Below are 23,530 nucleotides of genomic sequence, written 5' to 3' on the forward strand. Positions count from 1 at the left end.
ATCGCTAGTCCTAACAAAGATAGTTATTGATTTTTTGTAAAATTCCCGCAACACTTTTTTCTTTAAATTTACGTGCTGTTGGCCAAGAGAACCATTCGCATGCTCCGTGTTCGCTTAGCTTTATTTCTGTCTCTACCTCTAACCAACCTAAGAATATTACCACCGTTTTGTGTACTTTTTGGTTGCCGAATCTTTTATAGCGTGTGACATAATCTGTTTCACAAGAAAATCCGTCTATGGTAATGTTTTCCGCCGTCAATCCTGTCTCTTCATATAGCTCGCGAAGAGCACATTGTAAATCAGATTCGCCATTATCGACGTGTCCTTTAGGGAAATCATAACGGTGTGGATGTTTTAATAATAAAAATTCTCGCGGTTCACGGCGAAAAATCAAAAAGCCACAACTTCTCACTTGTTTCATTGTTTTCTCCAAATACGCAAGTTTCCGTGGAATGGTTTTATATTTAGTGTATTATCGGCATAATAGTGAAATAGGTTGCGCACGGTTTTGCGTGGGGATTTTTGTAAATTTTTGATAAAATCTGTTTGTTTGAGAATAGAATTTTTTCGTAGTGGAAAGTGCAACAATTCAATTTCCTTGCTATCTTTTACTGCCGCGGCAATACCTTGTTGTGGCAAGAATGAAACTGCTGTGTATTGCCCTGTAAGAGTATACATTTTTTGTTGTGTGGCAATATCCCAAAAATAAAGATATCCGTCTTCTAAAATCGCCAATAAGCCATTTCGCGCGTCATGCCCTAAGTAAGCCATGTATGTATACCTATCTTTAGCGACAATTACCCGGGGATGTTTTTCATAAATCGAAAATGTATATATGCTTCTTCGATTTACCACAACAAAATACTCGTCGATAAAGAGCATTTTTGCAATATTACTATTTTCTAGTTGCCACATATTTTCACGAGAGTAGTTATTTTTTAGGTTGTATAAGGAAACTTTGTAGGTGTTGTCTATAACCGCTAAATACTTTCCTTTTGAATCCACAACAAACCTTTGGGCAGCAAAGGTTTTCGTCTTTTTTGTTTTTAAATCATGTATGATAACTTTGTGGGGAAATTGCAGTATAACCATGCTTGCGGAAGCAAATACGGTGTATTGCACATTGGTGCCATGTTGATATTCGTTTATCTGTTTTTGCAAAGTTACGTCGATAATGCGCAAGAAATGAAGGTGTTGCGTTGTCGTATATAGCGTTCCTTGTGGATTACCTCCCATTACTTTTTTATTTATTTTTTGCAGAGCGGTTTGCTTTCCTGTTCTTATGTCCCAATGCTGTAAAGTATTTGCTGTATAGGTGACTAAACGATCTCCATGTACAAACATTTGCCGCACACGATTTGTGTGTGACAATGAATATTGTCGCTCTGCGTTGTCCACATTCCATACCTCTACTTTATTGTTGTTATAGTTTATGGCGAGGAGGTTGTGGGAAATAAATATGAGTTTTTTGATATGACTGTCATAGCGGGTAAGTAATTTTTCTTCAAGCGTTTTGTGATTGAGAACAACTATTTTTTGTCGTGTGGCCATTACAATTACACTGTCGTTCATGGCAAGTCTGTAAATGTGCTTTTGGTATTTTTTTATGCCTCTGAGTTTGCGTTGTTCTATATCAAAGAGTTGTAGTTGTGGAAAACGGGCAAATGTTAGATAACGCCCCGAAATATCAAAACTAGCTGCGGCAGCTATACTGCTATCTACCTCAAGAGAATTTTGAGAAAGAATATCATAAAGGACAAGGCTTTTCCCCTGCACAGCTATTTTTTGGCTGTTGGGACTCCACGAAAAAGAAACGCGGTCTTTGTTGGGAATCTGGCGAATAAGATTTGCTTTTTCCACATCCCAAATCTCTATTTTGTTGTTGTTGATAACCGCTACGTATTGTCCATTGGGACTAAAAGAGGCTCCTTGTGATTTTACGGTGTCCGTATAGGTAAGGCGCATAACTCCCTTGTTGGTTTTTACATCATTTACAAAAATATACTTTTTATTTTCGGATATTGCTATGCGGTTTTCTTGTGGCGAAAAAGTGATTCGCGATTGTAGGTTTTTTTCCTGCCAGACTTGGGTGGCGTTGTCCACCTCAAGCACTCGCAAACTGTTTCCATCGTTAATGACAGAATATTTTCCTTTGGAACTAAACGCCACCGTTTGCGCATTGGTGGCTAAACCCTTTGTGAACTCATGCTTTGATGAACTGTATATGGCGAGTTCTTTATGGTGCACTAACAAGTTTTCGTTAGGCAAAATTTTTAGATTTTTAATTGGTTGTCGCAGACGCAATACCTGTGTAGGAGATTGCAGAAGTAGTTTGTAACACTGCATTGTTTGAAGACTTTGTGCTAATAGAAATTTATTGTCGGGGCTGAGGTAAAAATGGGCACGTGGATTGTTGTACTTTTTTGTATGTAGAAGTTTGTGGCTTTTCGCGTCGCAAATATGTATTTGACCATCGCGATTTACGGTAAGATAAAAGTGTTGATTTTTACTCAAAATAAATTGACCTACTTCTTTGGCGTTTAGAGAAATTTTTTGTAGCTTACGGGTATGTAGATTGTAAGCATAGAGAATACCTTTGTAGGTTACACACATTACTTCATGGTTACCTTTAAACGTCAAAGCGACAAAGTTTGTATTTTTTTGGGGATTATCGCTTATTTGAAAGCGGTGTTCACAAATACCGTTTTTGGTGTTCAAAATTTTTACTTCCGTTGTATCGATATCTTCCACCGCAAGTAGAGATCCATCTTCGTTGAAGGCTAAGTTGACTAATGCGTAAGCTTGTGTTGCAGGGTATGTTTTATGAGTGTTCTTTTGTAAATCCCATAAAATAATGGCTTTGTCTTCGCAAGAGGCCAGCAGTGGACGGTGGGGATGAAAGACGACTTTACTTACGGTGCTCTTGTGACCTTTTAGTTGTGTAGAACTATTGTTTTTTGTATCCCAAAGGTAAATACGAGAGTCGATTAAATTGTATGACGCCACGTAGCGCCCATCATGACTGAATGCCACCTTCATTGCTTTTTTGGTCTCTGTGGAAAACGAACGGATTATGTCTCCGGTCTCTATGGCGCGAAATTCTATTTTACCATTTAACCAACGCACAAACTTAGTACTGGAATGATGAATGTCAAGGCCATAACTCATTACTGCCGAAGCTTTTGTGGACACCTCTTTTATTTCTTTGATCGTGCAAGCATAGTTTTCCCCGAACAACAATAGTTTGTCTTTTTGGGGATGAAATATGGCACGTTGTTCGAAATCGGCAAAAAGCTTTATTTTTTTTGCGATATGGAGTACGTTGGTTTTTTGCTGATATGTGTAATTTAATACCTCATCATCATCGGGGATATGCGTGCCTGTGTAACACAGTAGATGACCGTTTTTGTTGAAACTTGTCTGTGTGGGATTTATAGGAACTGGTATTTTGGCTAAGGATTTTTGCGATAAATTCCATATGTAAAACGCTTTTTCGCAGCCAATAGCCAATTGTTGTGTTGTGGAATGATATGTGAGTAACTGCGCTTGTTCATTTAGGTTTTGTACAGTCTGTTTTTGTGTGTGTAAATCGTGTACAACCACGTTGTTACCTGCGCAAAAAGCGATAGCGTTATCATTTTCCACAAATTGAAGGCTAAATGTTTGGTACACGGAATTTTTGTATCTAGACGGAAACTGGTAGACTATTTTTTTGTTTTGTATATCCCATACATGGATAGAGGAGTCTGCATAAGCAACTGCCAAGAGCATTTTGTTGTGGGCAAATTGCATTGCGCAGATCGTATGGTTGTGCGAGAAAGAAAAAAAGATTTGCTCGCGGTCTACGAGGGCTATGCGAACTTCGTTTTTACCTGTCTCGTCTGTGGTATAGGCTACATAACTGTTGTCATGGGATAGGTCGGCATATTCTACGGGTCTTTGATGAATCAATCGCAAAATTTTTCCGCTTTGTGTGTCCCACAAGGTAAGGTTTGGGCCATAGGATATGATCTTGCTGGCATCAGAAGTGTAAAGTGCGTTTGCTAGAGTCGCTGGATGACGTTTTTCCCATATAAGTCCGCTTTGCTTGACGGCAAGTGTCGCATAACTACTTAGTTTTTTCTTGAGAGATTCTATTTGGGGATCGGAGAAATCCTGAATAAAGTGTAGACCTTCTGCGGCGAGAACTCCACAATTTTGCCACTCTTTACGTTGAAAAGCCTCTTGCGCTTTTGCTAGAGCAATCTCCGCAAGTTGTTTGCGTGCTGCTTGTGATTCTTGACGACGTTGCCATTCTTGTTTTTCGGCATTTTTCCACGAAACAAAGGAAAAAATACCTAAGCCGATGATTATGCAAAGAATTAGAGAACTCACCGTCACCACGATTCGGTGGCGATAGACAAACTTTTGCAATTGTGTCCACCGTGTAATGGGCCGCGCGTTGACGGGCCGATTCATTAAAAAATTTTGTAGGTCTTCGATAAAGGATAGCATGTCTTGGTAGCGTTTGTGGCGATTTTTTTCTAGGCACTTCATACAGATGGCTTCCAAGTCCGCTGGTATGTCGGGATTTAAATCGCGCATTGGTACGGGTTCACTGTGCAACACTTGGTGGAGAATATTGTAGTACGACTCGCCTTGGAAAGGGGCGCGTCCCATCAAAATTTCGTATAATGTTGCTCCCAGTGAATAGACGTCGGCGCGCGCATCAACTTTTTCTCCTTGAATTTGTTCTACAGGCATATAGGCGGGGGTACCGATGGCATCTCCGGTGCGCGACAACCCATCGTCGCTGTTGGTGATCTTTGCTAGTCCGAAGTCCATGACAATGGGTTCATGACTGATGTTCACCATGATGTTACTTGGTTTTATGTCACGGTGAATAATTGCATTTTTGTGGGCATAGGATAGTGCTTTGGCTATTTTTACAATGAGTTTTACCTTTTGTGGAATTCCGATGTTGTGTTTTTCGGCGAATATTTTTAAAGTGGTCCCTTCAATGAAGTCCATGGTAAAAAAATTTTGTTCGTTTTGCGAGGCAATGTCGTGAATGGCAATGATGTTGGGATGGTGTAACTGCGCGATGGCTTTGGCTTCGCGCAAAAAACGTTCATTTTGTTTGACATTGTCTTGTGCGATGAGTGTTTTAAGAGCCACAATACGCTCTAGATGTGTATCGTAAGTTTTATAAACCTTTCCCATGCCACCTTGCCCAAGTTTTTCGATAATTTTGTAGCGATTTCCGATGTTGACCGCAGATGGAGCTATATCTTCTGTGATATCCGCAACCGTTTTATTGATCGAAAGGTGAACATCTGGAGTGAGGTTTGGGTTTTGTGTATCGACAACTGTATGGTCTATGGCATCGCTCTCGTGGAATGCTTTGTTGAAACTTATTTTTTTTAACGTCTGTTTTGCAAGTTTATCTTTGGGATTTATTACTAGAGCAAGCTTTAAGTCTTCTATGGCTTTGCGGCTTTCTTGTAATTTGATCCATATCATTGCGCGGCGTGTGTAGAAAGACGCTTTCTTTTCTACGGCAATCATATCATTGATCATTTCTAAGGCCATATACCAGTTATGATCGGCAATATACTGGTCGCGCATGGTACGCAATTTTTCCAAACGCTTTTTCTTATCCATAAGAGTACCTCTACTAAAAAGACTTGCTTGCTATTGCTTTACCACAAACCCATCCACTGCTCCATGCCCATTGAAAATTGTAGCCGCCAATGTCTCCGTGAACATTGACTATTTCTCCTACAACATACAATTGCGGGAAATTTTTTAATTCCATGGTTTTTAAATCTAATTCGCTAAACTCTACGCCACCACTGGTTACTTCGGCTTTTTTGTATCCAAGAGTATCGGTGACTTGAAAATTTTGTGCAAATATATTGTTGAGTAAACTTTTGCGCTGTTTTTTTGTAAGTTGTCCCACGGTTTGTTCTAAGGAGCAACTCATCGCCACTAATGTTTCGCCTAAACGGCGTTGGAAAAATTTATGTAGAAAGTTTACAATTTTGGTATTGTGTGGTTGTTGCATTAATTCCTTTTCAAAGACATCGCGTTGGTACTCGGGTAAGAAATTTAAGACAAGGGTGGTATCGGTATTCTGTTGTGTAAACCAATGACTAATATTTAAAATTCCCGGTCCGCTGAGTCCAAAGTGAGTGAAAAGTACCGAATTATGCTCTTGTTGTACTGTTTTCTGCTGTCTTTTTACCATGATTTGACATGGCAATGACAACCCCTTGAGCTTATGGAATAAGATATTTTGGGTTTTTACCGGTGTCAATGCGGGAATGGGTTTTTGCATTTTGATTCCCATTTGCTGAAGGTTTTGCCATAGTTTACCATCGCTTCCGGTGTGGGGATAAGAAAATCCACCGCTTGCTATGACTAGATAATCGCAACAGTACTGTTTGTCTTGTGCCGTAACATTCCACACGCCTTCGCGAAATGAAAATTCATCCACAACAACAGGATATTCTATTTGCACGTGGAGTTTTTTTAATTTGTTGAGTAGAGTATCTAAAACACTTTTCGCTTTGTTATCAACGGGGAAGTATTTATACCACGGTTCTTCTATTTTGGTTTTTAGGCCCTCTTCTTCAAAAAAGTCGATAACTTTTTGCGGAGGGAATTGTTTTATTATTTTTTTGATGGCATTTTGCGAGGCGCCGTAAAACTTTGGGTATTGTAGTTTGGCATTTGTGATGTTACAACGTCCTCCGCCAGACATCAATATTTTTAAACCCAATCGCGGCGTTGCGTTTACTACAAGTATGTGCTTTGCCCCATGACTTGCTGCGGCGATTGCGGTCATCATACCGGCAGCACCTGCGCCTATAATAATTGTCGTATATTTTGTCATATGAGTTACCAATAAAAAAAGCCACTTCTAGGAGAAATGGCTTTTGTAGTGTCTATATGCACAGATGGAAAAGTTACTCTGTGATCCAAATCGGAGATGATAGAGCTAAGTCTCCGTCTTCTTGAGTAGCTAGTACATAGTAATACTCAGTAGGTTGTGCTTCTACTTGTAGCTTGAGTTTCGGAGCACTATTTTTTACTTCATAGGTTTTGATAATTTCACCCATGCGATAAACATCTACGCGTTTGAAGTTTTCGCGATCCTGATCAGAAAGAGAAATTTCAAGATCCTTTACACCACTACGTAAGGTAGAACCCATTTGGGCGTTGTTCATGCGGAAATTAAGTATGAGATTGCGATCTTCTGTTGCATATGTTCTGCGTGCACGGTAAGCATCAAGAATACCTTCTCTGGTAAGTTCTTTCGCCCATACCGCGACTAGAAAATCGTTGCGCATTCCCCAGTCTTTGTCGTGGTTGTCTTGTCCACCAAGAACACCCAAACGCCATCCCTTTTTGTTGGCTTCATCCATATAGTTGGTTTCGCCAGAATAGCCTTTGTTGAAGAAGTATTTGGTGATACCTTTGGACTTACTAAACATTTCAAGACCAACCATTTGCTCTACAGCGTAAGAACGAAGTTTGAAATGATCGAATTCTAGTCCAAGGTGATCGCGACCAGGGTGGTTGAAACGCGCGATGAGCTCTGGATGTTTGGAGATCCATTTGCACATGTCTTTTACGCGAATTTCTTCGACACAGCTAGTAATATCATTGGCATGGGTAACGGTAATGTGTCCGAGAATCGGAGAAGACCATTCAAAACCGTGAAGTGCCACAAATTTGCCATCTTCATTGTATTTTGCGGCGGTGTCTTTGATTTTTTGCCACTTGTTGTCCCAAGGCCATAAAGTGAGTATTTCTGAGTGATCGGAAATACTGAAGAAATCCAATTTGGCTTCATCACGTGCCATGGTATACGCTTCGTCAGGCGTACCTTCGCCGTCAGAGAAAGAAGTGTGTCCGTGTAGGTTTCCAAAATAAACATTGTATTCTTCATTGTGAATTTGTACAGGGAAACTCTTGCGTTGCTCTGCGGCTTCTAATTCTTGCTCTTCTGCACGTGGTTGCCATAGTGGTGCAACATCAAGGTTCAAACCGCGTATTAGGCGCATGTTTTTTTCTAGAGATGCGTACGACAGCGAACCTTCTTTTTTACTAAGCAACAACGCCAATAATTGGCTACGAGAGATTCTTACGAAACATTTGTCATCGCAGTGATCTCCCTTCATCAAAAGCTCGATACTTCGCACTTCGTACATGGTAGGGTTTTTGCCCAGTATTTGTTGGAAAAGAGCAACAACATATTGGTCGTTACTGAGTGTTTGTGCGCGAGAACCATTATCGAGAGATTGAATGATTTGTTGCATTTCTTGTTTGACACTTACATTTGCCTCATCAGCAAAAAGAGTAACCGAAAGCACTAGCATTAAACATAAAGCGCTTTTAAACATACTCTGCCTCCAAATCTTGGTTATAGTTGTGTTAAATTTTGCTAACTTTATATAATAACAATAAATACCCACAAAACGCAATAGTTTCTTGCTATTCTTCGGTAGGATTTGATGTGACGCTTACTTTCTGTGTTTTATGTTGGTTTTTAGAGGGTGTCACGAGCCGTACTTTAAAATAAAAATCTTGCGAAAATGACGATGATGGAATATTATCATAAACAACGTTCCCACCATAGTTTCCAAGTTTTTGTGTATAACAGGGAATGAATCGTGGCTTTTAGTTCACTACTAGAATAACAGCATACACAAAAACGCAAACAGCACTTATAAAATTAATTAATTAGGCCTATGTAGTACAGGAGTTTCGCATGAAATTAAGCGTATGGTTTTGCCAACTGTTTTTGATTCTCCTCATTGGATGTGGAGGAGGCGGTGGTGGCGGCGGAGAAGGTGTGGAAGCAGGAATTGCTTCACAAAGTGGTACCATCCAAATTTCCGCAGATGACCAATTTGTATTCGCGATTAACCAAATAGATAGTGACGAAGCCAACACTCGTTTTGATCGTTTATCCGATTTAGATGGCTCTTTGTCCATCATCAACGTGGCCGGAGACGTCAATGTGGTAGACGATGAAGTAACAGTAGGTAAAGATCCACGTAGTGTATCGGTCAATGTCGACCGCACAACTGCTTTTGTCAGCAATGGTAAAGATGGTACTGTTTCTGTTATCGATTTAACACTCGTTCCTCCCCAAGAAATCGCCGAAATTGTCGTTGGTTCGGAGCCGCGAGGGACAGCCTTAACACCTAATGGTGATAAATTATACGTTGCCAACTATGGAGACGGTAGTGTTTCCGTGATTGACACCGCGACAAATACGGTTATTAATACCATCCGATTAGAATTTGATGGCAATGCTGAAGATCCGTTTGTGCTGGCCAATCCATTTGCGATCAGCGTTTCCAATGATGGCGACGAAGATGATGACGACGAGACGGTTTTGGTTGCCGATTTTTTTGCCCGTGGACGCCAAGATCTTGCGTTGGACGCTCGCGAAGGATTTGACGACGGCAAGGAAGGTCTTGTGGCGGTTATTGAATCGGGAAGTGATACAATTACTGTGGTTACTCAATTTTCTCCTGTAGAAAATACCGGCTTTACAGCAGACCGCACTAATTTTGACGGCACGGTGTTTGATGGTGGAAACAACGACCAACAAGGTGCATTCTTCAACCAACTGCATCAAATCGTGTTACGTACGGGGACCACACGCGTTTACATACCAACTATCGCTGCAAGTCCAGAGCCACCATCGCAATTTGATGTGAATACCCAAGCTCTTGTGGCGGTGATGGAGTTGGGAAGCAATGCCGAAGTCGCTAACGAACATTTTAATATAAACGATCAAGTTCAGGCAGAAGAACCGGCAATTCCTCCTTTTGACGAGGGAAATGTATTTCGTTTGCAGCGCGCTTTTTCTGGAGACACAGTGGCGATGGCGATTAATGCCGAAAAAGTTCTTTTTGTCAGTCGCTCTGGTGCATTTGTGACACGTGGTTTTTTTGTCGGTGACACTGTCAATTTTAATTTTCAAGATCCCGAGATTCGCATCCCTGTGGGAAATATGCCTAATGGTATCGTGATGAACAGTACCGGTACCAGAGCATATGTTAACTCTGAAGTGGCAGCAACTACGACCGTAATTAACCTAGATGATAATACCGTACTGGCTACAGTAGAAAATGCGAACCTACCGCCCGTAAATACAACAGAACATCAAATTCTTATCGGCAAATTAGCTTTCTATACCGGAATGGGTCTTGCTGCCGATGGTCTACTTGATGATAATGTACGCGATATCGACACGCACCGTTTTCGCAATATTGCTGCTAATAGTAACTGGAGTTCTTGTGGAACGTGCCATCCCGACGGACTGAGCGATGGTGTGACATGGATATTTGCGACGGGGCCACGACAAACAATACCTCTTGACGGCAGTTTTTCTTTTGCTGATCCTGATAACGACCGTCGCGCGATGAATTGGAATGCCATTCGTGGGAGTGTGGTGGATTTCAACAATAATGCGCGTAACGTTCAGGGAGGATTTGGCTTTACTCCCGATGCCCTACGTGCGGTAGACAGTAACCAGACCGCGGATCTAGTCGAAGATGCCGATGAAGTATTTAACCATGGCCCTATCGAAAATACAGTAATCAACGGAATTGCCGGAGTATCCGACGCTCTGAGTTCCATGACACTTTTCGTAAAAAAAGGTATACGTACTTTTTCCAGGTCGACGGATGTTGATCTTGGTGCTGCGGCAAGGGGACGACTTCTTTTTGGAGATAACTGTGCGAGTTGTCATGGGGGAGCAAAGTGGACATCTTCCCAGATTTTATGGGACCAACCACTGTTTGATATAAATGGTAATCAACTAGATGATGATGTTACCGTTGTTGGCGCTGATCGTAGCACTTTGGAAGTTAATGTTGGCGGTGACATAATTCTCATTATACAACAAAATTTTGACACTTTTGACGTCAACAATCCCATTGAGGTGTCGTCTAACGGAGGCGGAGAAGTCTCCTTGGGCCAAGATGTATCATTTAACCCTCCGTCGTTATTGGGAGTGCGTCATACAGGGCCATTCGGACATCATGGGCGTGCCGATACACTTCAGGAAGTATTTTTAACTGTCGCGGAAGATGGACTGGAACATCCCGATTTCGGATTAGATGCCAATCAAATAAATGACTTGGTTGAATTTTTGAAGACGATAGACGAGGATGAGCCTCCATTTGTGATTGTTCGTGAAAAATAAACTGTAGAATGGCGGTGATTTTCGCCTAAGAATGCAGTCAGATACATGTTTCTGAGTCGGAAGCAAATTTCCTAATCTTGATAGATCAAATACAAAATCTCACTCGTATTACTATGCGAAGTGAGATTTTGGTATGCTTGGAGTACTAAATGAAAAAAGTGTTTGCTGTGTTATTTCTTATTAGTTTTTGCGTTTTTGCCGATGACGGGCAAGATGTGGAAAAACTAAAAGAAGAAGTTGAATTTTTAAAACAAGCAGTGAAAGCACTCATTGAAAAAGATCAAAAGTCACAAAAGGAAGTACAGACACTCAAACAAGAAATTGAGCAGTTAAAAAATCGCGACGAACAACATACGAAAAATCATCAGAACCTTCAGCGGTTACAGCGGGAAGTCGAACAACTCAAAAAAAGCAAAGTCACCAAACCAGACCCTTTTGCCGACGAGTTTACGAATCCTTTTGTTGAAGAGGAAGAAACAACGCTAGAGGACCCCTTCACTGATTTGTTTACAGAAGAAGATATATTGTTGGAAGATGAGGTTGTGGATGATGATGAGGAGGATCCTGACAACATATCGGAATCGACCACGCTCGAAATTGAGGATGATTTTGGCGAAGAAGACGAAACCGAATTTTATTTGCGGAACTCAGGAAAAGATGTACAAGGTGGGTATCTTGCGCAACAATCACGACGTTTAACAGACAATGTTTTGACGCTTAGTGGTTTCTTTTCTCTAGAGTATAGTGATTTTCAGACCAATAGTTCTACTGTTGAGTCTCTATTTCCCAGTGAAGGGACCTTTAATAATTCGCATATAAACCTTTATTTGGATGCGCGGTTTCATGAGAGCTTTCGCTTTTTTACCGAACTGCGTTTTCTATATCAGCCATTCACCGAAGTTTTTGAATTAGGACAAGTAAATCGTTCTGGAGAAGTGATTATTGAACGTGCGTGGGCCGAGTGGGAATATCGCGATTGGTTAAAATTGCGCGGGGGAACGTTTTTCATACCTTACGGTATCTGGAATTTAGAGCACGGTGCACCGATTTTACTGTCGACGTTTACACCTATTCTACTACGGCGACAAATTTTTCCCGAGCGCACGACCGGTGTACAAGCCAATGGTTTAATTGATTTTGATTTTTTCGATGTAAAGTATTATGCGTGGATTGGCAATGGCAAAGTGCAAATTGAAGAGGCAGCGTTGCCTACCCAGGACAATCAAAACAACAAAGCGTACGGCGGAAGAGTCGAAATTCAATTTCCTTATACCGGCGTTTTTCGTGAATTGACATTTGGAATTTCTGGCTACACCGGCAAAGTGCAAGGTCAAGAATTCAATGGAGCAGACATCCAAAATCTCATCGCGCAAGTTTTTATTGCCGAAGGGAATCAGCAAGTGATTGTCGACTTAGAACTGGACGGAGTAAGTGCTATTGGCGAACCTCTCGATGAGTATCGCGACCGTGCAATTGGTTTTGATTTTCGTTTTCGTTTTCATAATTTCTTTTTCCAAAGCGAGTTTATCGTGAACTTTGTCAAACCACTCAAGACAGCTGTGGGCCCCGTTACTGGTTTACCAGTCAAGAGTGGCTCTTTTGAGGAATACGGTGGTTACATGCAGTTTGCCTATGAATTTGACATCTCACGTTATAATTTGGTGGGATTACTAACGCCGTTTGCACGATTGGGTATTGTCCAGGCGAATAACGATGTTGCAAAAGAACTCGGAAGTTTCAGCGAATATACTTTTGGGGTGAATTGGAAAGTAAATCCTGCGGTGGTTCTCAAGGCCGAATATATTATCATTCAATTTGCGGATGTCAAAGATCGTGATTTTGGTGCTTTCTTTTCTTCATTTAACGTTAGTTTCTAGGGAGATTATGATGATACTGCGTATTTGTATTGTGGTGGTATTTTTTGTTGCATGTGAAACTACACAGTATCAACAAAAACAATATGCCGAGGCACAAAAAAGAACTTTGTATTTTGTGGTCCACGAAACAAATCCATGTGAAAGTGTGACCATAAAACAATTAAAGAAATTCTATTTGGGGAAGAAAGGCCGTTGGGACCATCTAGTGATGGTGAAGCGTTATGACTATCCTCCTTTGCAAAAGGCTTTTTATGAGCAAGTTTTGCAGATGACCTCTGCAGAAGTTTCGCGCTATTGGAATTACCAAAAATTTATGGCGGGGCCTGCGCGGCCATTTGTGGTCGCTAGGGCGAAAGATTTATTGGCTATTTTGCAAAAAGAGCCTGGGGGAATTGGTTATGTAACAACAAAAAATATCCCCAAAAATCTCAAAATCGTAGCACAATTTGACGTGATACGTGAATAGTTGAGGGAAATGTCATGGAGACAAATACGGCAACTATCGAAAAACTAATGGATACACTACAAGGGTTGTGTAGTGTTGCAAAAGGTTCTCTGGAAATAAAAAATGCATACGTTATAAAACAATTTAACTTTGAAAATGGAGAGTTCACTTCGTGGTTTACCTCTAACCGCAATCGCCAGATGGGGAACATTGGCTTCTCTCTGTTACAAGAAGGTTTTATTTCCTGTAAAAATTTATACAACGCTTTTCTCGAACAAGTGGAGTTACGTCAGCACTATTGTGACATTCTCATCGAGAACCGTAGTTTGTCACCGCAGAATTTACAAGTGGCGATTAACGGTTCTATTTTTGAGGAAATTGCAGAAGTTTTTACGTGGAAAGAAATAAATTTCAAAGTTTTGGAACGACAAATAGAGCAGTCGAGTATGTATGGAAATCCCTACCTTCACTCCTTCAAATTTTCAACTTCCATTGCAAAAATTATATCGCAAATTCCGATGTATCTACAACGGTGGAGTATCGTTTGTGAACAATTGCAAAATTTGGATGTTATTCTGCGCATCAATCCTGGTTTAGAAGAAGACCTATATAAATATGTACAAGACCATTATATTTTGTATAAAAATGATTTGTCGGGAGATGAAAATAGTATCTTTTTAAATAGTATTTCGCAACGTCTAGAAAAAAACTTATTGTTTTTCGATAAACACATGACTTTACGTGAAGTTCTGCCGCTTCTGTCCATGGACCCTCTTGCATTTTGCAGTCTCACTGTGGATTTAGTTAAGTACAATTATCTCTCCGAAGTGTCCGTGGATGAGATTACTGCTCTTAGTAAAAAAGAAAACAATATGCTGGAGACCAAACGCTTAACTAATGTCGCCCTATCCGTCGAAAATGAATCGACTAGTCACAGACCAAGTACACCAAAGTACGGGGCAGAAACAGTGAAACTTGATAGTTCACAATCTCTAGAAGAACGTTTTCCCGGTTACGAAATTTTAGAAGAACTCGGACGCGGTGCCATGGGAACTGTGTACAAAGCGCGGCAGAAAAGTTTGAATCGAGATGTGGCGATTAAAGTTGTGCGCCCAAATTTGACCATTGACGATATGTACATAAAGCGTTTAGAACTTGAAGCAAAAACAATGGCGAAATTGCGCCACCCCAATATTGTGGCGGCCATTGACTTTGGATTTCATAAAAATTTGTGCTACATTGTTATGGAGTACATTCCGGGTGGTGTTACCTTGCAAGATATTATAAAAGAGCGAGACCATATAAGTGAAAAAGAAGCGCTACGTATTGGGATATTCATCGCCGAAGCATTGAAATACTTAGAGCACAACCATTTGGTACACCGCGACATAAAACCGAGTAATATTTTGCTCGACCGCGGACAAACGGCAAAGCTCGCTGACCTAGGTTTGATTAAAGATACTAAGTCAGACAGTGAGATCACTTTCCCAGGAGCTGCGGTGGGGACGCCAGCATACATGTCTCCTGAACAACTACAAATGGATGAAGTGATTGATGTTCGGTCAGATATCTATTCTTTGGGAGCCACGCTATTTTATGCCCTCACGGGAAAGTCACGTTTTAATAATGCGACGTCTCCGGGGGTGATATACCATAAAATTGTATCGCAGGGAAGCGCATATGTGAGGAAAGAAAAGTCTTTGTCACCCGTGATACGCAAAGTTCTTGTGAAAATGCTTGAACCGGATCGCGAAAAACGTTATCAAAACCCGCAACAATTGATCCGCGATTTGGAACTTGCGAGAAAAGGGAAAAACACCTCTCGTTCTTCTGCGAACAGTTGGAGGCGTCCACTACTCACAGCTATTGTATTTGGAATGATTATTGCCTTGTTACCATGGGGGCAATTTTTCGCTACAAATGTGGAAAAACAAAGTGTCGCACAAAAGAAAGATAAAGTAGAAGATAATAAACAATATCGTGCCAAAGATGTTGCTGAAAATATTGAGAAACCGGAACAGCAAAAAGACCAACTTCCGGATGTGCATATTACCATTGAGGATCCACAGGACGATTATTTACAAAATGAGATATTCGAAGAATTACTTGCGGAATTTAATGATAAAAAATACCAAAAAGTTATTTCGGAAATCGATTTGTTAGATAGCGAAGAAATAACCGATGAATTAATCAACCTCCAAGGTCAGTGCTATATTCGTCTTCGTAAGTATAAACAAGCACTCGTGAACTTTGAGCGCTTGGCTTCGCGTAAAGAAACGCAGCTTGCGCGTATTGGGACAGCAATGTGTTATTATTTGCAAAATAAATTTCCCAAGGCACTTGCCGTTTTACAGGACGGGCAAAATACGGAGAATATTGATTTTTTTTATCTTCGAGCGCGCATTTATTTTCAATTGCAAGAAATAGAAAAAGCACGCAAGGATTTAAACTATATATTGCAAAAATCACCTGATTTCTGGAAGGCCAACTATCTACTCTCTTTTATTTGGTTGAAACAGCAACCACAACGTGCCTTGGAGTCACTGGATATTTCTCTCGAAAATGGTGCTGAAAAAGAAGATGCGGTTACTTTAGGTTGGTTGTACTACTACAAGGGATTTATTTACTATCAACTAAAAGACTTGGTGGCGGCAAAAAAGTATTTCCGTCTTTCATATAAAAATCTAGCGACGCAAGATGCGCTTTTCTATCTTGGTTTACTCACGGAGAAACGCAATAAAAAACGCAGTATTGAGCTGTACACAAACGCTTTAACGCGGCAAAAGTTGAGCGCTTTAAATATTTATGATGTAGACATGGAAGACGCATTTCTTATTCCGCAAAAAGCGATACACTTACAACGTGGGAAAATGTTCGGTGAACTAAATAATTACCAACGGGCACAACAAGAATATCAACGAGCGATTCAGTTAGATACCAAATATCTTCCAGCGCTAAAAGGCGTATATGAGCTGCAAAAAAAGCGCAAAGAATTTGTACAAGCAATATCTTCCCTGGAGCTCATTATTGAATTGCAACCGCAAAACATAGATAATTACTGGCAACGTGCTAATTTGAACTACAAGTTAGGTAAGTATAAGAAAGTGTTGGTGGATTGTAAAAAGTTGCACGAGCGTTCTTTTGCAAAAGAGAAAATATTGTATTTGCGGATGAAGTCGTATATTGCACTCAAAGATAAACGAGCGCTGAACGATATCGAAACTTGGTTGAGAAAACACCCTAAAGATGTAAAGATTACTTTACATCAAGCGCAGTTGCAACATAGTTTGGGTAAAATAAATGAGGCAATAAAAAGTTACGAGAGTGTTTTTAAACAGCAAACAAAAAATCGCGAAGCGTATACATATTTAGAGAATGTGTATCTACAAAGAAAAGAATATGACAAGTTAGTCCATTTGTATGAAAAGCTACTCGACATTTATCCCGAAAATATCGAGTATTTGTATGGTGCTGCGCGATGTTATATTTCCTTAGAGGAGTATCGTAAAAGTGTTGGCCATTTGCAAGCTATTCAAAAATTGAAACCGGGTTATTTAGAATCGCTGTATTACCTTGGTTATGGCTATTATTTCACGGGAAATAAAGAACGGGCCTTGTCAGCTCTATCTTTGGCAATAAAACATCGAACAAAAAATGAAGAAGCTTACTATTTACGAGGCAATATTTATTACCGGGATAAAATGTACCGCAAGGCAGTGATTGATCTTTCGCGTTATCTTAAGTATTTTTCTCAAAATACGACCGCCTTGTCATTACGGGCCCAAAGTTACCAAAATTTAAGATTGTATGGCCGCGCACTAAAGGACTATCGCAGTTTGGTCATTTTATCTCCTCAAAAATACAAATATTTTGAGAAAAAGGGTTGTTGTGAAGTAAAGCTAATGCTGTATAAACAAGCGGTGGGGAGTTTTTCTCGGGCAAAAGAGCACATTAGTTTAGAGGCGGATAGCTATCAATATTTAGGATATTGTTATTCGCAATTAGGAAAACTAGATAAGGCGATTGCCAATTATCAGTTGGCTCTAAAAATGAATCCTTCTCACGCATTGGCACGGGCCAACTACGCGATTACTTTGTATTCCATGAAAAAATATAAGGCGGCTCTGCAACAAATATCAAAAGCAATCGCTCTTGATCGCAGCAATACCGATTCCTTAGAGAATCGCGGTAAAATTTATCTCAAATTGGAAGAATATCAAAATGCTGTTGTGGATTTCTCCACCGTAACACAGTTGGATCCCGAAAACAGAGATGCATTTTACTATCTCGCCTTGAGTCACTACAAGTTGCGCAATTTTTCACAAGCGGAGTTATATTTTAAACAGGCGTTATTTGGCAGTAAAAAAAAGGACTTGGCAAAAAAATATCTACAAATTATCTCTGAAATTAAAAGTAAATAACCATGATAGAATATTCAAAAGAAGTACGCGATGCCTTGCGCAACGATACGCCCATTGTGGCATTGGAGTCGACAATTATTGCTTTTGGCATGCCATATCCACAAAATTTATCTGTGGCACAGCAGGTAGAATCTACGGTTCGTAGTTGTGGAGTGACTCCGGCAACCATTGCTGTTGTCGAGGGCAAGATAAAAGTGGGTCTGACGGCCGAAGAACTAAATTTATTAGCTACCTCTGATGAGATCATCAAGGCAAGTAGCAAAGACCTCGCGTATTTAATGGCGACAAAAAAAAATGGTGCCACGACAGTGGCTAGTACCGCAAGATGTGCGCGTATGGCCAATATTGCTGTTTTTGCCACAGGAGGAATTGGCGGTGTTCACCGCGGAGTAAATACCACATTTGATATTTCTGCGGATTTGCTGGAAATGAAAAATAATAGTGTGGCGATTGTTTGTGCTGGTATGAAGTCGATACTTGATGTAGAAAAAACGATAGAGCAGTTAGAAACGTTAAGCATATTGGCCTTGGGCTATCAGTGCGATACATGGCCTCTTTTTTACAGTCGAGATAGTCATTATGATATCTTGCGTGTAGATAGTTGCGAAGAAATTGCAAGTGTCATGCACTGTAAATGGAACGAGTTACAGCAACAAGAAGGTTTGGTAATCGCAAACCCCATAGCTCAAGAGCAACAAATACCTTATGAAACGATTGATGGATACATAAAAGAAATCTCACAACAAGTTGTGCAACAAAAAATTACAGGTAAAAAAATAACGCCATTTTTTTTACAAGAAATTGTAAAAAAAACCAAGGGGAAAAGTCTCGAAGCCAATATTTCTCTGGTGATAAATAATGCAAAACTCGCTGCACAAATCGCAAAAGAATACGCGGTTGTAAAAAATCATTTTGCAAAAAATGTATAGCAAGATAAAATATTTAGAAGCTGCTAAAAGTGTGTTGCAATTATATTTTTGGAATATTGAACATCCAATACAATTATGACACACTACAAAAAAGATATACAGCGTTGTATTTCTGACTCGGAAAGGAAACAAAAAACAATGAACGCTATTGCTAAAATCACCATCCTCCTAATGTGCCTTGTTGTCACAAGTTGTTCTACATCAGCATATGTATTGGGATACAATGTATGGCATGAAGAAACTCAGATTCCACATCCTTACGGAGATGACAATCGTCCAGATCATCCATATTACAGCCCTTCTGCAAATAATATTATGTATGCCGAAACAGGTTTTGGGAACCCTGTTTTATCGGTATTAACTCTACCACTAGGTGTTGTTTTTGGACCTATTCTTTTGATTTCGGGCAATATTGCCGGAGCATCAGAACCAAAAGATGTCAAAGAATCTGATAAAATAACGCCAGAAGAATTGATCGACATGTACGACAAAGAGTTAAACGCACAAGAACAAGCGCAAAAGTAATTCCCCTACATAGGAGGGGAATTTCCCTCCTATTACCTCCCCAAACTTTTCACCATTTTTATCCCGTAAACCCTGTCAAAAAAACCTAAAAACTCGTAAGTCCTGTCAAAAAAATTCTGTTAATCCTTCTGAATCGAAAGAGTAAAACACATGATAAAAAATACAATCGTTTATTGTTTATGTATTATGGGTATTGCCGTATACGCACAAAATAGATTACATGGAAAATTCTCAACGCGATCAGAGGTAATCGCGCAGAATGGTATGGCGGCAACGAGCCACCCCTTAGCCACACAAGTGGCGTTGGACATTTTGAAAAAGGGCGGCAATGCTATGGATGCTGCGATTGCTGCCAATGCTGTTTTAGGTTTGATGGAGCCTACCGGTAACGGAATAGGCGGTGACTTGTTCGCCATTATCTGGGACAGTAAAAGCAATAAACTCCATGGATTAAATGCGAGTGGACGCTCTCCTAAAAGCCTCAGCTCTTCGTATTTTACGGACAATGGAATGAACAAAATACCTTCCTATGGTGCGTTACCGTTGTCCGTACCTGGTTGTGTGGATGGATGGTTTGCGATTCATGGTAAGTTTGGGAAGATTCCCATGAAAGATATTTTACAACCAGCGATCCATTATGCGAGTGAGGGGTTTCCGCTTACAGAACTCATCGCCTACTATTGGAATATTAGCGCAAAACACTTTGCGGAATATCCCAATTTTGCCGCAGTTTATATGCCGGAAGGCAAAGCTCCGAAAAAAGGCGAGGTTTTTCGAAACCCACAGTTAGCGAATACACTACGCATCCTTGGAAAAGAAGGACGCGATAGCTTTTACAATGGAGAAATTGCGCACAAAATTGTCGCAGAAGTACAACGACAAAATGGATTTTTATCTTTAGAAGATTTAAAAACGCATACTTCGACTTGGGTAGAGCCTGTGTCGACAAATTATCGAGGTTACGACGTATGGGAATTGCCGCCCAACGGACAAGGGATTGCTGTGTTGCAAATGCTCAACATATTGGAGAACTATGATCTCACCACAATGGGATTTGGTAGCCGTGAGTACATTCATCACTTTGTCGAAGCCAAAAAATTGGTGTACGAAGATCGCGCAAAGTTTTACGCGGATTTGGATTTCAATAACATTCCCATCACAAAGTTAATATCGAAGGAATATGGCAAAAAGCGCCGACAGCTCATCGACACAGAACGCGTGGCGACAAGTTACAGCCCTGGAAATTTAGAAGAAGGAGACACGATTTACCTCACCGTTGCCGATAAAGAGGGCAATATGGTATCGTTAATTCAAAGCAATTATCGTGGAATGGGTTCAGGAGTTGTCCCGAAAGATCTGGGCTTTATGCTGCAAAATCGCGGAGAACTGTTTACTCTAGAAAAAAATCACAACAATACCTACGAACCTGGCAAACGACCTTTTCACACCATTATTCCTGCGTTTATCACCAAAGAGGGGAAACCATTCATGAGTTTTGGAGTCATGGGTGGCGCGATGCAGCCCCAGGGACATGTACAAATCATTGTGAATATGCTCGACTTTGGCATGAATTTACAAGAAGCCGGTGATGCACCACGTATTCGTCACATGGACTCATCGCAACCAACAGGAGAAAAAATGCAAGATGGTGGTAGTGTTATCGTCGAGGTGGGGATTGACGAAAAAGTCCTGGAGGAATTGCGCAAAATGGGTCATAAGGTAAGCTACAGCAAAGGACTATTTGGCGGTTACCAAGCGATTATGTACGACAGTGTAAACAAAGTGTACTACGGCGCTTCCGAGTCGCGAAAAGATGGACACGCTGCGGGCTACTAAATTTTTCATGGATAGATGATCAAAATCTACAGTGATAGGTTTACGATTCATCGAAGTTGTACAACGCATAACATCAATATTTCTATAACACAGTGAATTGTAGGGGCGGACCCAGTGTCCGCCCGTGCCCTCAAATACAGATGGATACTCTCTACTTAAGAAAGTTTTCTCGTTTAGCTACATATGTGATTAAGTCAGGGATGACACGTGGCGTAAGTCTTTATTATAGTTTATTTACGATCACGATTACGGTCAAGGTCACGAAAGTTTGATGCAACACTTAAATGAAAAACTCAGAACCAATGTTCTAACTATCCACGATACTTTTTTGTGAAAACTTTACCATTTAAGCTATGAGTGCAACAAGCACAACTTGGCTCAAGATCACCTGGACCAATATGCGGAGCGGTGAGTTGCAGAATCCCTTGCTCGTCGACAAATAACCCACTGAAGTAAGAACTCTCTCCCACCAAAACCACATCCTTAGCGCTACTTTTATCTAGAGAGACGATATAATATATAGGTTCCTCTCTGTCTAAACGAGATACAGCTTCACTATGCACCTTGTCCCAAGGTTGTCCGACTTTTGACAATAAGAACTTAAACAGAGGCGTATAGTCCAATCCACGGCGTTTGCCCTTGCTCATTCCCACAACGTTGTTTTTGGAGTGTCTATTCGTGCTATAATCGCCGCCAAAATGGTGATGAACTCCTTTAGCCTTTGTATTTACTTTACGGTATAGTGGTTTTTTGTTTCTATTCATTTTGTTTTCGTTCTCTTGTAAATTTTTTGCTATATTTTGCGGGGCGTATCTATTACAGTGTAAACAGCAATTGTAAACTATGAATAACATAACTTATTTTAGGTAATTTTTGTATGAAAAATGTATGTATTGTACTACTTATGCTTATCGCACCACTTTTTGCCGAAGAATCTGCGGTAGATGTTGTGGAAGCGTATTTTAAGACACAAAAGAACAAAGAAGCAGAGAAAGCAGTCGAGTTGATTCACCCTGACGCGATTGAAAACTACAAGAAAGTTTTGCTAAAAGTACCTGCGGCACAACAAGGTTACATGTTACAGTCTTTTGGTTTTAAAGATCTTGAGGAATTCAAAAAAACGAGTGCTAAAGAGGTGTTTATTCGTACTCTAAAAAACGTTTTAGCGCAGTTAGGTCCAGATATTGAGTTTAAAACTTTGGGAGTAACGCTAAAGGAAGATACGGCGTACGTTGTATACGAAACCTCCATGAAGTTAAACGGCATGGACTACTACAAATTGTCTCCTCTTAGTTTGCAAAAACATGAAGGCAAATGGCGCATTTTGTTGACCAAGAACGTCGAAGACGAGGCTCCTAAACAAGTAGAGGCGCCAAAGGTAGAAGCAAATAGCCCGGAACAGCTAGTGATGAGTTCTTTTTCCGCGATGCAAAAAGGAGATGTGGCGGCGTGCGTGAAGCTATTTCACCAGAAAGACCTCGGTGATTTTTACAACAATATGGTCACAGAATTGAAGTCTATCTCTGCCGAAGGACAAAATCGCTTTATCAGTACTTTCTTGAAAACAATCAAGAGTATGAAAGATTTGGAAAGCGCCTCACCTGAGTTGTTTATGGAAGAGATCTTCACCAGAGTTGTCGCGCAGTTTCAGCAGCAATATCAAGGTGGAAGTTTACAGTTTTTAGGAAGAATTGAAGGAAAAGACGGTAAGGTCTATATTTTGTATAATATACTGGGACAAACTGCGATGTTTGCCAGCCGCGTAGAAGTCGATACACTGCGCTCAGACAATGGCAAGTGGTACCTTGCACTAGACGAAGAAATTCTTTTCGCCTTCAAAATGTCCATCAATAGTTTTAAGTAGACACATTGACATAGTGAAAATATTATCGTACATACGGTTTTGCGATCAAATACCGTATGTACGGTAAAAAACGACACAACACGAAAAGATAGACGCGACTAAATGTAGGCGACATCAAAAAAAGGCCGCACACCACAACTCAAAAAAAGCGAAAACAAACGTGTTACGCCTCTCCCTGTGGGAGAGGCATGAGAATTGAGGTTTTCAGCGGAGCTGAAACCTATAATTCGATGGTGAGGGCACCAACATGGAAGTGCCACAACAATAACAAAACCAAACCCCACGACACACCAAAACCAAACCCCACAACACACCAAAACCAAACCCACAACACACAAAACCAAACCCCACCAACCCTAAAAAAACCACCCACGCAAATAAATCCCAAAAAACTATTTGCATTCCGCGATATGTATATGTA

Annotated in this window: 13 protein-coding genes; 8 read left to right on the top strand and 5 right to left on the bottom strand. The window is 40.5% G+C overall.

Annotation, left to right across the window (positions count from 1 at the left end):
• Positions 1-10 precede the first annotated feature (10 nt).
• The 4 genes from UABAM_RS33095 to UABAM_RS33110 form a co-directional block, all read right to left on the bottom strand.
• On the bottom strand, positions 11-421 hold the full coding sequence (locus UABAM_RS33095; protein WP_152021900.1) for a bis(5'-nucleosyl)-tetraphosphatase: 411 nt from the start codon (positions 419-421) through the stop codon (positions 11-13).
• Positions 418-5,643: a protein kinase domain-containing protein gene (locus tag UABAM_RS33100; RefSeq protein WP_152021901.1), complete on the bottom strand. Its 5,226-nt coding sequence runs from the start codon at positions 5,641-5,643 to the stop codon at positions 418-420. Before UABAM_RS33100 ends, UABAM_RS33095 begins: the two co-directional genes overlap by 4 nt.
• 13 nt (positions 5,644-5,656) lie before the next feature.
• Entirely contained in the window at positions 5,657-6,877 is a 1,221-nt protein-coding gene (locus UABAM_RS33105) for a BaiN/RdsA family NAD(P)/FAD-dependent oxidoreductase (protein ID WP_152021902.1), read from the bottom strand.
• A 73-nt stretch (positions 6,878-6,950) separates the two neighbouring features.
• Positions 6,951-8,390 (bottom strand): CehA/McbA family metallohydrolase, encoded by a 1,440-nt coding sequence (locus UABAM_RS33110; RefSeq protein ID WP_152021903.1) that lies wholly within the window; start codon positions 8,388-8,390, stop codon positions 6,951-6,953.
• A 368-nt stretch (positions 8,391-8,758) separates the two neighbouring features.
• Here UABAM_RS33110 and UABAM_RS33115 point away from each other — a divergent pair, with 368 nt between their 5' ends.
• From UABAM_RS33115 to ggt, 7 genes are all read left to right on the top strand, one after another.
• Positions 8,759-11,212 (top strand): YncE family protein, encoded by a 2,454-nt coding sequence (locus tag UABAM_RS33115; RefSeq protein WP_152021904.1) that lies wholly within the window; start codon positions 8,759-8,761, stop codon positions 11,210-11,212.
• A gap of 149 nt (positions 11,213-11,361) precedes the next feature.
• Positions 11,362-13,089 carry a hypothetical protein gene (locus UABAM_RS33120; protein ID WP_152021905.1) on the top strand — a complete coding sequence of 576 codons (1,728 nt, stop codon included), beginning with the start codon at positions 11,362-11,364 and terminating at the stop codon, positions 13,087-13,089.
• Between the two features lie 7 nt (positions 13,090-13,096).
• Positions 13,097-13,555 carry a hypothetical protein gene (locus UABAM_RS33125; protein WP_152021906.1) on the top strand — a complete coding sequence of 153 codons (459 nt, stop codon included), beginning with the start codon at positions 13,097-13,099 and terminating at the stop codon, positions 13,553-13,555.
• A gap of 14 nt (positions 13,556-13,569) precedes the next feature.
• Positions 13,570-17,955 carry a serine/threonine-protein kinase gene (locus UABAM_RS33130; RefSeq protein WP_152021907.1) on the top strand — a complete coding sequence of 1,462 codons (4,386 nt, stop codon included), beginning with the start codon at positions 13,570-13,572 and terminating at the stop codon, positions 17,953-17,955.
• A gap of 2 nt (positions 17,956-17,957) precedes the next feature.
• Positions 17,958-18,884 (top strand): pseudouridine-5'-phosphate glycosidase, encoded by a 927-nt coding sequence (locus UABAM_RS33135; RefSeq protein WP_152021908.1) that lies wholly within the window; start codon positions 17,958-17,960, stop codon positions 18,882-18,884.
• 138 nt (positions 18,885-19,022) lie between these two features.
• Complete coding sequence (locus tag UABAM_RS33140; RefSeq protein ID WP_152021909.1) at positions 19,023-19,409, top strand: hypothetical protein; 387 nt, start codon at positions 19,023-19,025, stop codon at positions 19,407-19,409.
• Between the two features lie 150 nt (positions 19,410-19,559).
• Positions 19,560-21,245: a gamma-glutamyltransferase gene (ggt, locus tag UABAM_RS33145; RefSeq protein ID WP_152021910.1), complete on the top strand. Its 1,686-nt coding sequence runs from the start codon at positions 19,560-19,562 to the stop codon at positions 21,243-21,245.
• Between the two features lie 311 nt (positions 21,246-21,556).
• On the opposite strand, the gene UABAM_RS33150 is transcribed toward ggt, so the two are convergent.
• Positions 21,557-22,009, bottom strand: coding sequence for a hypothetical protein (locus UABAM_RS33150; protein ID WP_152021911.1), 453 nt, complete (start codon positions 22,007-22,009; stop codon positions 21,557-21,559).
• 113 nt (positions 22,010-22,122) lie between these two features.
• Here UABAM_RS33150 and UABAM_RS33155 point away from each other — a divergent pair, with 113 nt between their 5' ends.
• Entirely contained in the window at positions 22,123-23,109 is a 987-nt protein-coding gene (locus tag UABAM_RS33155) for a nuclear transport factor 2 family protein (protein WP_152021912.1), read from the top strand.
• Positions 23,110-23,530: the final 421 nt, after the last annotated feature.

Source organism: Candidatus Uabimicrobium amorphum, assembly GCF_009002475.1.
In the GTDB taxonomy this organism is placed as follows: domain Bacteria; phylum Planctomycetota; class Uabimicrobiia; order Uabimicrobiales; family Uabimicrobiaceae; genus Uabimicrobium; species Uabimicrobium amorphum.